This is a genomic window from Carnobacterium maltaromaticum DSM 20342 (assembly GCF_000744945.1).
Taxonomy (GTDB): Bacteria; Bacillota; Bacilli; order Lactobacillales; family Carnobacteriaceae; genus Carnobacterium; species Carnobacterium maltaromaticum.
The window spans coordinates 81160-95129 of the sequence record NZ_JQMX01000004.1 but is presented as its reverse complement, the minus strand read 5'-3'; the positions used below and the strand labels follow the sequence as shown (position 1 = coordinate 95129).

Sequence of the window (13970 nt, the reverse complement as noted above, 5' to 3'; positions counted from 1 at the left end):
CCCATAGTCTCAACAACGAAACTCTTTTAACAAAATCAAACATATTAGAATTACAGGAGGGCATTCTATCTTGGAAAAATACAAATCTATTATAACAACTGCCATTTTCATACTATACATTATCTTTTCAGGTATTTTTATATACAATTTTTTGAAATATGGTATGCAAGCAGAGATGAAAGACATATCAAAACTTATAACTAATATTTCTCCGAAATACTACTCACAATAATATCTTTAATAATAACAGTTATAGGTTTATTAGTTGAGTATGTTATTGCTAAATTTCTATTGCTTATTTTTGTTCCAAGTATTAAACCAAATTTTATATACGTTATTTCACCAAAACTAATTGCGATACTATTAAATACTATTCTTATAACCCTATTTAATGTTGATAATAAAGTGATTTTCTTAACAATCACGTTACTTGGAAGTATAGGAATATTTTCTATTTTTTTAGTAAGAAAAAATCTCTTATGGCAACAATTTTATTTTCAGCCCCTTTTATTCTTGATGCTGCTATTGCTTTGATTAAAGAAATAAAAGTAATGATGTAAATATTTTGAAGATATACAAAATATAAAGGCGGTTTTACTAGTGATAAATAGTATTATATTATTATTGATTATAGGAGAAACACTTAAATGAAAAATCTAAGCTTAAATAAAAAAATCTATCTCAGTTTAATTTTTGTAATAATTTTTGTGTAATTATAGGGGAACTTTACTTTATAAAAATAAGTCTAATAAAAAAGAAAATGCAGTGTATTACAAAATAGAAAAATTAAAGAAAAACGAGCCATTACTGTTCAAGGGAACTGTTCAAGCTAAGAAAACTAGTTATCTATCCTTAGATCAATCTTTAGGTAAAATTAGCAATATTTCCGTAGAAAATGGACAAGAAGTTACCATTGATGATGTAATTGTAACCTATCAAAATACTACATTTGAAAATCAGGCTGACGAACAAAGACAGGTGTTAGATAAATTAACACTGGCCATTGAGAATGCGCAAACGAATCTTGATAATGCTAAACAAAAACAAGAACAAATAGAAATTCGACTATCAAATAATAAAAATGAAATTAGTTCTTTAGATACAAAAAAACCAGAGGGGGAAATAAAAAAAGCAGAGTTAGATGCAAAAGTAGATACAGATCAGCAAGCATTAGATTTACAAAAAGATTCTGTTTTACAAGCCAAACAAACTCTTGATGCAGCGAATGTTGATTTGAATAGCGCGAATAACGCAATCGAACTAACCCAGAAAAAAATAACAACAAATATAACAGCTCCGTTTGGAGGAATTGTTTATATTAATGAAAAGGGAAAACCGATAATACAATTCCTTATGCAACAATTGTTAGTCCAGAAACAGTCATAAATGGTCTTGTTACGGAGTATGATTACAATAAAATAATCAAAGATCAAAAGTGAGCATTTATACTCTCAGTGATAAAAAAGAAATAGAAGGAACAATAAAAATGATTGATCAACTACCAGAAACTAATACACTCAACACAACAGATACTAATGCTGGAAAAAACGCAGTTGCCAATTTTTCATTTACTGTTGAACCTAAGGAATCTATTCATTATGGTTATAGTGTTCAAATTAGTGTTCCACTAAATACATTGGAAATTCCAAAAAAATCTGTAATTAAATTAGGCAAAGAAATGTTTGTATTTTGGTATAAAGATGGTAAAGTTCGTAAAAAAACAGTGCAATTGCAAGAAAAAGCTACAACATATGTTGTAGAAAATGGTTTGAACGAAAAAGATTACTTAATTATAAAACCTAAAAAAGAATTGAAAGACGGTCAAGAAGTGGCGGTGAAGTAATGATTGATTTGATCGATGTCAATAAATACTATAAAAATGAAGAAGAGTGTTTACATGTCTTAAAAAATATCAATTTACAAGTATCAGAAGGCGAAATAATCGCTATAATGGGACCATCAGGATCTGGTAAATCCACATTAATTAACTTGTTAGGATTTATTGATCAGAAATTTGACGGACAATATCTTTTTAAAGGAAAATCTTTAATTAATACTAATGATGACGAACTATCAAAAATACGTAATCAAACTGTTGGTTTTATTTTTCAAAACTTTAGTTTAATTGAAAATAATACAGTTTTTGAAAATGTTGAATTACCACTTCTTTATGGTGGAGTAAATACTCTAAAACAAAAGAAAAAGTATTCATGCATTAAATACTGTTGGACTGAAGGGAAAAGAATACAAATATCCAAAGCAATTATCAGGGGGACAACAACAACGCGTAGCGATTGCAAGAGCTTTAATCAATAATCCAAAGTTTATCATCGCAGATGAACCAACCGGTGCTTTAGATACTCATACCTCCCGCAGAAATTATGGACTTATTTTCCAAGTTAAACTCAGAATTGGGGCAACAATTATTATAGTTTACACATAATCCTGAAGTCGTTCTTATTGCAATCGATTAATCCAGATTAGAGATGGATCAATAATCGAAGACAAGGAGATCAGGTCATGAATTTTAATGTTAACTGGCGATCTGCTTTTTAATCAATTAAAAACAATCGCAAAAGAAGTATATTAACAATGTTTGGTATTATTATTGGTATTTCTTCTGTAATCACAATTTTAGCACTTGGTCGAGGCTTTGAAAAAGATACAATTAAAAATTTAACAAAAAGTGAATCAAAAAATGTTGAAGTCCAAATAAATTTTAACCCTGATGATATAAATCTTTATGGAACAAACACCTCATTTTTTCAAGAAACAGATATATCTGCAATAAAAGAAATAGAAGGAATTAAGCATGCAGAATATACAAAAACTGAAGAAAATCAGATTTATAAGGATATCTATACAAAAGATAATAAGAAAAAAACAAACAAATTGAACTTATTTCTACCAAGGGTAAAGAAGTTACGCAAGGTAGATCATTAACGACTCTTGATAATGAGAATTTTAATAAAGTTGCCTTGATAGACTCAGTAACAGCAAAAGAACTTTTCACACTTTAAAAGCAGCTTTAAACAGAGGGATAGAATTAGATGGCCAACTATTTACAATAGTTGGTATCTTCCTAGGAGAAGAACAAGAAAATATGTTTTCTATGCCAGAAAAAAACATTCAAATTCCTAAAAATAGTTATCTTCATTATTTTAATATTGAAAACGATTCTTCTTCTCTAACGATTACACTAGATGAAGGAGTACAACCAGATAAAGTGACTACTGAAGTTATAAGCAACTTAAATGAGAAAGGTACTATGCGTGATTTGGGTGACTACCAAGTCTTAGATACCGCCATACTTACCAAAGGAATTGGTTCTATTTTAAGTACAATTACTTATTTCATTACATCTGTTGCTGGTATTTCTTTATTTATTGCAGGTGTTGGCGTGATGAACATGATGTATATTTCGGTTTCGGAACGTACCAAAGAAATAGGAATCCGTCGTGCATTAGGCGCAACAAGGAGATCTATTATGATTCAATTTTTATTAGAAGGCTTAACATTAACAGTTTCTGGTGGAATAATTGGATATTTGATAGGAATGTTGTTCGCTTATGCACTAGGAATATTAATCAAAGTTAATGTCTCTGTTGATCTGTTCACTATTTTATTAGCAGTGGGAGTGTCATCAGTTATAGGTTTATTATTTTCTGTGATGCCCGCATCAGAAGCTGCAAAAAAAGATTTGATTGATATTCTTCGGTAAATTAACAATAAAATAAAGATAATTAACAAGATATTTTTTGAATTTTCACTTGAGTACATGTGGATCACGAATAAGAATTAATTCACAAATACTCTCACATTAAAATTGAAAGGAGGTGAGCATAATGAAGTCATTTTGGAATTGGTTAACTGGTAAAGGTTCATCCTCTGGTGGATTCGGGGGTAATAGTGGTGGGGGTGCTTTTTAAAGTACTTAGCTAAAGGAATCATGGATTTAGTATCCTCTAATTGTATTAAGCTTTCTCTTTTTTGAGAAAGCTTTTTTACTATGTTTTTCTTCAAAGATTTTCAATTCCTCATCCAGAATCTGATTTTTTTCTTTCCAGGACTGAATCGCAGCTTCTTGTCTTGCCAAGTTTTTATGTCTAAGAGTACACTTAGTATACAGAAAAAACGCCGAAAAACCAGCGTTTATTTTTGTCTTCCTATTGTGTCCTTGAAGTGTACTTAAAAGTTATACTAATTTAATGAAATTATGTGTATCATAATTTCATAATTTACACATCAGACCTAAACTCAGATACTTCTTCATGTATTTTTTTAGTTTTGAAAAAATATACTAACTGGTTAGAAGTTCTAGGAATAGAACGTTTTTTATCTATTTCTGACTGCAAATAAGTTAAATCAATATCATTCGCACGTAATAAGTTTTCAATATTAGAATTTATGCTAGATACTTTTTTTAAATTCACAAAAGTTGAATACAGTTTTTTTGTAAATGGAGCGAAGGTAATAAACAATCCAAAAAACACTTCATACAGTGTAAACCCAGAGGTTGATAAAACAAGAAGTAATAGACTTACAAATATTAATATACACAAAAATGCAAAATTATTGATTCTTTTATCGAAATAAATGTTTTCTTTCATTGCTGATTTAACAGCTTCTTCTTGAGACATTTCTTTTTTTACAGTTGTATACCAGTTTTTAACACCTTTAGGTTTATCAGTTCCTGAATTTACAGTTTGGTGTTCAAAATATTTCTTATTTCTAACTTGATAAATTTTTGATATATCCACTAGTTTCTCTTGAAAATCATTATTCCAACCGTACACATAATAATCAAAACTTTTTCTTAACTCAGTAGCAATATCAGTATATTTATCTATAAAATAGTCTAGTACAAAGGAAACTAAAAACCAAATCATCATAATGTAGTTTAACAATATATTTTGCACCAAAAACATTTTTAAAACAGGAAGTGCAAGGACTATAATCCACTGTACCATATCAATATTATCGGCCTTGTTATACAAAAATCTTGCTGTAGTTTGTATCCACAACGATTTTCTTTCATTTTGTTTATCTAAAAGCTCCATAAATTAATCCCCTTTTAGTAATATATAATCCCTTTTCATTTGTGAGCGCTCTAATGGATTGGATACAATAGAATTTAATGTATTCCAATGGCAGTTCTTAAATTTCAGATTTGAATTACAAGGACATTTTTGGTTTTTGTATTTATTTTTTAATTTACCAATTTGCATGAGGTTTGAAACCTGTTGGTTGGTAGTCACATTAAAAATTTCTTTATATGACTCTATAATACCAAGATTTCCATGCTCACGATCTCCAAAAGGGAAATTTTTATATCTTTGGTAGTACTCGTATGTTCCTAAAAATTGAGCGATTAGCGTAATATACTTTGATAAAGAATAATTCGGTTTAATTTTTCTTCTTATATCTATATCTGTACCCAAACAAAACGTTCCTTTATTATCAGGATTAATATGAGGAAAATTTGTGATTTTTTTTTCTCCTGCTTCATAGACAATTGGTAATTTAGTTGGGTATTGTTTGGGTATTTCTAAATGAATTTTATTATCAATTAAAAAATTGGCTCCATTAATTGCAACGTTAGCATCAAAATTGAATAATACAATTATTGATTGATCTTTTTCTGTGAATGATATTATTTTAATCCCATTTAAAGAATTAAGCTGATTTTTAACATGTGTAAAATCTATCATTTTGCTCTCCAATGCTTGGATGAATCAGAAGTTACCGAAAATTGTTTCTTCTCTACGCTTGTTATAGGTGAGTTAATTGCAAATACATTATACAACTCAGTAATACTTCTCTCTTCATTATCTTTTTCAATTAATGTTAAAAATGTATCTTGTAAATTATCGACCCATTTAAAGAAATCCTCAGATTTTGATTGATCATCGTTCCAAGAATTTAAAAGATTATCTTTACCATTTGCCGGATTATTCAATATCCATTGACCCATGTTACGAGTAATAATATCTGAAATAGCATATCCAGTAACACCCATTCTTTCAGACATGCTATTAGTAGGGTATGTTTTAATTTGTTGCAGCTGTGTCACAACTTGCATTAGTAGATCCAACTCATTTGAAGTTGGTATCAAATTTTTAGCTAGTTTTCCAATAATTGTAGTAATGATAATTGAAGAAGGTTTGTTATCCGATTTTCGACGATAGTAAAAAACATCTCTAGTACGCTTTAATATTTTTATGATATTCAACAAATTATTGTTAAACTCACCTTCAGGTAGCTCTTCAATTGAAGCCGAATAGCTAGTACCACGATGTTCCGACAAGTATCTATTATGAAATTTTTGAATTTCATTTTCAAACCACTCTACATATCCTTTAGGATTGTTTGTTAGCCAAATATTCCCCTCGCCAAAAGTATCTGGAATAGCTACGGAACTTTTAACCAACGTAGGATTCTCTGTGATACCCATTAACACCTGGACTGTTTCATCATCTTCATGGACGCTTGGGATTATATCAATAGAAAAATTAATACCATCTTGCTCTTTAAATACAATTGTAAAACATTTATCATATTCTTCAAAAATACTAGCATATCTACTAATTTCCAAAGCATTTCTAAAGTGTTCTTTTAGTATTTCGGGACTAATTGATTCTTTCTTAATGTCGACTTCGCAAATAACATCTACATCATACGCTTGATCACTTCCGTTTTTGTAAGGTCTAATAGCAGTTTTTGTTGCAAATGATCCTTGAGCATAAAAAGAAATTTTTAAACCTGATTTTTCTTCTATTGATTTACAAACATTCGTATAGAGTTCAATTGCTCTATCTCGTTGAGTTTTTGTTAACTCAACCTTTTCTAAAATTTTATCCAGTTGTTTCTTTATCTTCTCCATTTAATGCCCTCCATTTTCATTTAAATATATATCAAAAACATTTTTAATAAAACAAATTAAAGTTCTCATATATTCTAACACAAATCCAATCTAAAATAAAGTTTTAAAAGGTATATGTTGTGAATTTAATGTAATTAAACCAAATAAAACACTATATGTAGTATCTATCTTGATTTATAAATATAAATAGTCAGTGTAAAAATCAGAAAAATGAATGTCATATAAATATTACTAAAAATTTCCATTTTGATACAAATTTCTTTTTTCTCGGTCCTATTTTTTTCCTTTAGGGGTCCCGAGCGCCAACGGGGAATTTGTATCGATAAGGAGATTTCCTTTGATCTCACATGTTATTTTGTACAATAAGGAATGCTTTCAGAATAATTCAAAAAACCAACTAGACAATAGCGGTATCTGTCTAGTCGGTTTTTTGAATGCCTGTTTTACATGTGCTAATTACATTGGCTTTAGTGATTTTCCTAAAACCTTTTATTGGATGATTCCCGTTCACCATAGCTTACTCTATTTCATTTTTCTCTAAGGTTGAATTAATCTTTCACTTTCATTAATCGTAAGCCATTTAACGTGACTAAAAGAGTCGCACCCATATCCGCCATAATGGGGTCAATGGAACATCTTTACGAAAAGTTGCGGTATAAAAACGAAAGCTAGGTTGGATTAACAACTTAGCTTTCGTTTTTTATATCTTCTATTTTTTTCAATTTCATTTTATTTATTTCTCGATAAAGCGTTCCTTGAGAAATAGTGGTAGATTCAAGAATTTCTTTAATCGAATAATCTCCACTGTCATACATTCTCATTGCTAAATTCAATTTTTCTTGAGGAATTTTTGGTCTTCCAATATTTACGCCACGTCTCCTGCTTGCAGTTATTCCTTCTTTTACACGCTCGGCTAATAAATTCCTCTCTAATTCAGCAATCACACTCATCATCTGGAGCATTGCTTTTCCGGTAGGCGTAGAAGTATCCATATTTTCTTTCAACGAAATGAATTCTACCTTTTCTTTTTCTAAGTGCTGAAGAAGAGTCAATATATCCAAAGTATTTCTACCAAGTCGAGAAATACTTTCTACAACTACTGTATCATTTGTCCGGATTATTTTTAACAGTTCTTCAATTCCTGGCCGTGACTTTTTTGTTCCAGTATATTTTTCTTTAATAATTTTTTCAACTCCATATTTTTTTAACTGATCTAATTGTCGATCTAGATGTTGCTCATCTTTTGACACTCTTGCGTATCCTATTATCATATAATTCCTCCTGATGCTCTTTTACTTTATTATCGGTAAATAACTATATTTTTGCAAGTGTTTCTTGTAAACTTATTTATAACTAGTTTTTGTAACTTAGAAAAGCTAGTTATTCAGTATCGAGTTTCAAAAAATATGAGGTTACAAAAACATTGGTTTTTGGTAAACACTCAGGGGGATTAAAATGGTAGAAATTGAACAATTGAAGGGACACCACAAAGAAGGATTTGGGAAATTTATAAATGAGCCATCTAAAGAACAACTTAATCTCTACTTTTATTTAAATGATTCTGATAAAGAGGTTATTGCAAAAATGAAAAAATCGTCCACAAAATTAGGATTCGCAGTTCAACTAGGAACCGTCAGGTTCCTCGGATGCTTTACATCTGATTTTGAAACACTTCCAATAGTGGTCATTCAGCATTTAGCTGCGCAACTAAATATTGACTACAAGGAATTTTATGGGTACACACGTAAACAAACAATTTGGCAACATATGAAACTTATACAAGACTACTATAACTATGTACTATTTACTGATAATGCAGTAGAAAAATATTTATCTGATTGGTTACTTGATCGGTCATGGTATACAACTGAGACGGATAATATGCTTTTTGATATGCTATTAAAAAAATGTTTGGATGAAAAAATTATTTTACCAGGTTTTTCTACTTTTGAACGCTTTGTATCTAAAATTATTGATTCTTCTGAAAAACAACTCTATAAATTACTTTCTGAGATTCCTGCTACATCAGAGGTAGAACGTTTGTTAGAATTATTTGATTTTGTTGGTGAGCCTATACGTGGTGCAACGCTTAAAATGGATATTTTACGAAGCCCTTTGATTGACGAAAGTCAAAAGGAGCTTATTCGTGGGTTTAATAGACTGATTATGTTCCAATCTTTTCATACAGAAAACTGGGACTTTTCTGTAATTCCTGAAGGGAAATTAAAAAAACTTGCCAGCTATGCTTTCAAAGCAAAAGCTCAAGCTATACAAAGAATGCCACTAAATCGCCAAATAGCTCATTTAGTGGCATTTGTTTATGAACATCAGAAAAAAGCAATGGACGAACAACTTTTAGCACTATCAAAATATGTAGATGCTATTTTTAGACGTGCAAAAAATAAAGAAATAAAAGATCGAATGAGAACAATAAAAGATTTAGATCGAGCTGCTCTTACGTTATCAAAAATTGTAGAACTTTTATTTGACGAATCCATTACTAACCAAGAAATTCGAAAAGTTATTTCAGATAAATTTCAAAAAGAAGAAATGGATGCAGCCATTTTTCAAGTTAAGGATATTGTTCGTAACGAGCAAGAACCCATTGCAATTAATGAACTTCGCAAAGCATTCAGGAAAATTAAAAAGTTCATCCCCTCTATTCTTTTATCCATTAACTTTGAAGATAACAATTACGGGGCAGATAGCTTAGTCGTTTGGGAAAAGATAAAAGAAGTTTTTCCAAAACCAATAACACTAGACCATTTTTATGATATTGAACCCTGTTTATCTAAAAAATGGCAATATTATATACATGAAAATCCCACTTCAGTAAATCAGTGCGTGTTAATTGCTGGGCTAGAACTTCTCTTTCAAGGATTAAAAAAGCATGACATATTTGTTACTAATAGTGAAAAATATGCAGACCCAATGAGCTATTTATTGGATGATTCTACGTGGATAGAGCAACGGGAAGTTTTGATTACTCAACTTGACTTACCTTCTTCAGGCACCTTAGCTGTACAAAAATTAAGCGAAGATTTGTCTCTATCTTTTATAGAAACACAATCAAATTGGGATGCATCTAATATGGCAAGGCTTGAAGAAATAAATGGTGAAGTAAAAATAGTTGTTTCAAATTTGAAAAAGGGAAATGAGCAGCCTAATGAAAAAGAGTTTAAATCACGTGTGCGCCAACTCATGCCTAGCATTGATTTATCCGATTTATTATTGGAAGTAAACCAACGAGTTGGGTTAACTCAATCCTTTAAACATTTAAATGAGAAAGAATCCAGAATGAAACAGTTAGATATTAGTATTTTAGCAGTATTGTTAGCGGAATCATGTAATATTGGATTTTCTCCAGTTTCCAAAAATAATATTGATAGTTTGAAGTATGATAGGCTCACCTATGTAGCTCATCAATACTTACGTATTGATACCTTAACTGCAGCTAATCAAAAAATTATTCATTCACATAAGAAATTGGAACTGGCTCTTGCTTGGGGAAATGGAGAAATGGCGTCTGCAGATGGAATTCGGTATATAACACCGCAAAGATCACTTTACTCTGCTAGTAATCCAAAATACTTTGGCAAAGGCCGAGGAATCACTTTCTATAACTTTGTTTCAGATCATTATATTGGTTTCCATGGAATGGTTGTATCAGGCACGTTAAGAGACTCTCTTTACTTATTAGAGGGACTTCTTAATCAAACCAGCGGATTACAGCCCACTCAGATAATGACAGATACAGCTGGATATAGTGACCTTATTTTTGGATTATTTGGACTACTAGGTTTTCAATTTAGTCCTAGAATTGCGAATAAACATGGTACCAAACTATGGAGAATTGAAAAAAATGCTGATTATGGTTTATTGAATGATGTTACTAAAAGTCGAATTAACACTGATTTAATTGAAGAACATTGGGAAGATATACTTCGAGTAGCAGGTTCCCTGAAATCTGGTAAAGTCAATGCAACTGAACTAACTCGAGCGTTACAACGATCTGGTCAACCAACTTCACTTGGAAAAGCAATTACAGAATATGGAAAGGTTTATAAGACCAAACATCAACTACGCTATCTTTCAGATGAAATTTATGCTCGTCAAATACTTGAACAGCTAAATAAGGGTGAATCACGTCATGCACTTTGCAGAAGTATATTTTACGGAAGAAATGGAAAATTATATCAAACTTATATTGATGGAATGGAGGAGCAGTTAACCTCTTTAAGCGTTGTAACAAATGCAGTAATTTATTGGAATACACTGTATCTTGAAAAAGTATTGGAGCAGATGAAAGTAGAAGGATATGACTGTTCAGAAGAACTTATAGGAAAATTATCTCCACTTTTATTTGAGCATATAAACTTTGTTGGTAAATATTCATTCCAGTATAATCAAGGTCTAGAAGACGGATCATTACGACCATTAAAAACACCTGATTCTCTCTAATGTTCGTGTTTATAAAGATACCGCAACTTTTCGTTCGATTGTTCCAGACAATTTTGGAGCCTTAAAGTCTAAAAAAAATAGAAATGCTGTTAAATCAGCGTTTCTATTTTTTAATAGTCGATTATACCGCAACTTTTCGTTAAGATGTTCCATTGACCCCATCTTTTGCAATTCAGCCGTTAGGTTGACGGCTAAATTCGAATCTAATTCGGTTGCGTTCGTTTGCTCGTGCCATCTGATTGACATTGTTCCCAATCGCACGTAATTGCTTGGCAATCTCCACGGCTCCTGGTCGGTCAATTTTCGGCGTGACGAGCTTAGCCCCTTGTGCCTTGCTTTTTACAAAAGCCGGCACACTCATTTGAAAAATTTCAGCGGAGCGCTTCAACTTTTCAAATTCGGATTCGCTCACTCGAAAGCTAATTTGTTTCGGCTCTTTTCGCTTCGGTTTGGCCTCCGTAAAAGGGGCCTCAAAAATCTCTCGTTCGCTCACTAGTCCCACCCCCTGTTTTTCTTCTCTGTCGTTCAGAAAGAAGCATAACACTAAGGCGCACTTGGCTGTTAGTGTTATGCTTCTTTAAGGGGTTTGGCAAGCTCTATGTTTGCTAGCCACTTCGTGGCGCAAACGACCTTGTTGGGGGACGCGCTGCTCCCCCAATCCCCCTGAAAAACATGGTCAAAACGTGTCCGTTTTGAGCCAGAAAAAGAGACGGGAAATGTGTCCATTTCGGTCTCTTTTTTTTGCAAGATCAAGCCGTTTTTTTTCGTCGTTTGCGTCGAAAAAAATGGCCCTTTATGCACTGTCTTTTTTCGGTAGTTGTCCGAAAAAAGACAAGCTCATTACATAAAAAAAAGATAGAAATTCACTTTTAAAAAAGTGAATTTCTATCTTTCGTAGTGCGTCCAAGCCGACCAAATAATGACTTCTTTTGCGTCATTATCAACCGAGTAAACCACTCGGTGTTGAATATTTAATCGTCGGGAATAGTTATCTTTTAAATTTCCGACTAGCTTCTCATAAGGCGGTGGATTTTGAAACGGGTTCTCTTTTAAAATTTCCATTATATCTTTAAATTTTTGCTCTAAATGAGCCGATTTTAAATTTTTAAGGTCTTTCATTGTTGATTTTGCTAACTTTATAGAGTATCCCAATCGATATCCTCCAATGCAACAAACTCATTTTCTTGTTCACGCTGGTGGATCACATCTGCTACGCCAGCAGATTGAAGGTATAATGTTTCTTGAATTGCGTCCCAGTCTTTTTTACTGACCATAACGGCTTCACTTTCTTCGTTTTTGCCAGAGATATAAATGGGTTCGTTAGTTTTATTGACGTCTTTCAATAGTTGATAAAAGACTTTTCTAGCTTGGCTAGGGTTTACGATAGACATAAGCTATTCCTCCCTTTAACATCTTTCTTACTATTGTAACGTACTTGTTTAAGTACGTCAAAGATGTTGTGAATACATGAAATTGCTTAGAATCATGTATTGCAAAATAAGAGATTAATTTGACAAACCGTCATAAAAATAAAAACCAGTCAAAACTAATAATATAGGTATTCCATAAGCTAAAACTCCTATTAATCGATCTACTAAAAATAAATAAAAAAATTCTTTTCAATTTTTATTTATGGTATGATATAAATAAAGTAAAGTTATTCGTCTAGGTTAATCTTATTAATACTCTTTCTCACTAGTGTTGCATGCAACACTAGTGAGAAAGAGCATTAAATATACTGCAAGGCAAGACATTTGGTAATTGAAGAATAACAAGCAAAAAAATAGCAGTCAGGTCTCTTGACAAAGTATAGTTGCTATTCTTTTTTTAGGCCCTACTTTAATGAAATTTTTGTTTGGAGGGAACGACTTCATTCCTTTGATTATTTCAGTTGAATTTAATAGAGAAGCCTGGCGTCTATTAAGAAATACTTTTCTTGATGAGCGTCAATTTTTTTAACGGAAATCTATCCTATACTAAATTCAGTAAAGAAAAAGGAGGAATCAAAGAAAGCTATTTTAAACAAACCAAAATTATAGGAGGAATAAATCATGACTGAAAATAAAGCTACTCAAGAAAGAACACCCCAAGAAAGATTGCAAGAAGAACAAGAACACAAGGAACATGTTCATCATACGAAAATTAATGCAGCGGCCATTGCGGATCATCTTTTAGGCAACATGCATACATTACATGTGAAACTGCACCAATATCACTGGTATGTAAAAGGAGCCAATTTCTTTACGTTGCATGAAAAATTTGAAGAGTTGTATAACGAAAATGAAAAATGGTTCGACAAACTTGCGGAGCGTCTAATTACTTCTGGGCATAAACCTGCTTCGACAACGGTTGAATTTGAAAAATATTCGATGCTTTCGGAAGATGCAGTTAATAAATACGCTAAAGCAGAAGACATGGTTGAAAATATTATCGAGGACTTCAGAAGCACTCGTGACCTAACTATTCGCGCGATTCGTTTAGCTCAAGACGAGGGTGACGATGCTTTAGAAGATACATTGATTGCTTTTAAAAATGACTTAGACAAGAACATTTGGATGCTGCAAGCGTTCATTGGTAAAGAAGCATTAGAAGATGATGACGCTCTTGATGAGGATGAAGATTAAGG

At 31.7% G+C, this 13970-nt stretch carries 11 protein-coding genes and 2 pseudogenes; 6 read left to right on the top strand and 7 right to left on the bottom strand.

From position 1 onward, the window contains the following. Nucleotides 1–765: 765 nt before the first annotated feature. The 4 genes and pseudogenes from BR77_RS19630 to BR77_RS19745 all read left to right on the top strand — a co-directional run bounded on the left by BR77_RS19630 (nt 766) and on the right by BR77_RS19745 (nt 3721). Nucleotides 766–1386: an efflux RND transporter periplasmic adaptor subunit gene (locus BR77_RS19630; protein WP_257613396.1), complete on the top strand. Its 621-nt coding sequence runs from the start codon at nt 766–768 to the stop codon at nt 1384–1386. A gap of 100 nt (nt 1387–1486) precedes the next feature. Next, complete coding sequence (locus BR77_RS19625; protein ID WP_257613395.1) at nt 1487–1843, top strand: efflux RND transporter periplasmic adaptor subunit; 357 nt, start codon at nt 1487–1489, stop codon at nt 1841–1843. Continuing rightward, nucleotides 1843–2524, top strand: a pseudogene (locus BR77_RS17580) (ABC transporter ATP-binding protein). Before BR77_RS19625 ends, BR77_RS17580 begins: the two are co-directional and overlap by 1 nt. Before the next feature lie 35 nt (nt 2525–2559). Next, nucleotides 2560–3721: pseudogene (locus BR77_RS19745) on the top strand (ABC transporter permease). A gap of 517 nt (nt 3722–4238) precedes the next feature. Here the strand turns inward: BR77_RS19745 and BR77_RS17565 are convergent. The 4 genes from BR77_RS17565 to BR77_RS17550 all read right to left on the bottom strand — a co-directional run bounded on the left by BR77_RS17565 (nt 4239) and on the right by BR77_RS17550 (nt 8154). Next, nucleotides 4239–5060 (bottom strand): S-4TM family putative pore-forming effector, encoded by an 822-nt coding sequence (locus BR77_RS17565; RefSeq protein WP_035066803.1) that lies wholly within the window; start codon nt 5058–5060, stop codon nt 4239–4241. A gap of 3 nt (nt 5061–5063) precedes the next feature. Next, a complete protein-coding gene (locus BR77_RS17560; RefSeq protein WP_035066801.1) occupies nt 5064–5711 on the bottom strand; it encodes a ubiquitin-conjugating enzyme E2 variant in 648 nt (215 codons plus the stop codon). Then, entirely contained in the window at nt 5708–6883 is a 1176-nt protein-coding gene (locus tag BR77_RS17555; protein WP_051926835.1) for a nucleotidyltransferase domain-containing protein, read from the bottom strand. The genes BR77_RS17560 and BR77_RS17555 overlap by 4 nt, the downstream gene beginning before the upstream one ends. Nucleotides 6884–7569: 686 nt before the next feature. Continuing rightward, complete coding sequence (locus BR77_RS17550; protein WP_010051903.1) at nt 7570–8154, bottom strand: recombinase family protein; 585 nt, start codon at nt 8152–8154, stop codon at nt 7570–7572. A gap of 184 nt (nt 8155–8338) precedes the next feature. Between BR77_RS17550 and BR77_RS18870 the strand changes: the two genes are divergently transcribed. Next, nucleotides 8339–11344 carry a Tn3 family transposase gene (locus BR77_RS18870; protein ID WP_080732583.1) on the top strand — a complete coding sequence of 1002 codons (3006 nt, stop codon included), beginning with the start codon at nt 8339–8341 and terminating at the stop codon, nt 11342–11344. A 172-nt stretch (nt 11345–11516) separates the two neighbouring features. Here the strand turns inward: BR77_RS18870 and BR77_RS19770 are convergent, their stop codons facing one another. From BR77_RS19770 to BR77_RS17530, 3 genes are all read right to left on the bottom strand, one after another. Beyond that, entirely contained in the window at nt 11517–11732 is a 216-nt protein-coding gene (locus BR77_RS19770) for a MobC domain-containing protein (RefSeq protein WP_185751430.1), read from the bottom strand. A 497-nt stretch (nt 11733–12229) separates the two neighbouring features. Beyond that, a complete protein-coding gene (locus tag BR77_RS17535; protein ID WP_022797157.1) occupies nt 12230–12496 on the bottom strand; it encodes a Txe/YoeB family addiction module toxin in 267 nt (88 codons plus the stop codon). Then, nucleotides 12481–12735, bottom strand: coding sequence for a type II toxin-antitoxin system Phd/YefM family antitoxin (locus BR77_RS17530; protein WP_010620828.1), 255 nt, complete (start codon nt 12733–12735; stop codon nt 12481–12483). The genes BR77_RS17535 and BR77_RS17530 overlap by 16 nt, the downstream gene beginning before the upstream one ends. 660 nt (nt 12736–13395) lie before the next feature. Here BR77_RS17530 and BR77_RS17525 point away from each other — a divergent pair. After that, on the top strand, nt 13396–13968 hold the full coding sequence (locus BR77_RS17525; RefSeq protein ID WP_002292150.1) for a Dps family protein: 573 nt from the start codon (nt 13396–13398) through the stop codon (nt 13966–13968). The last annotated feature ends 2 nt before the right edge of the window (nt 13969–13970 follow it).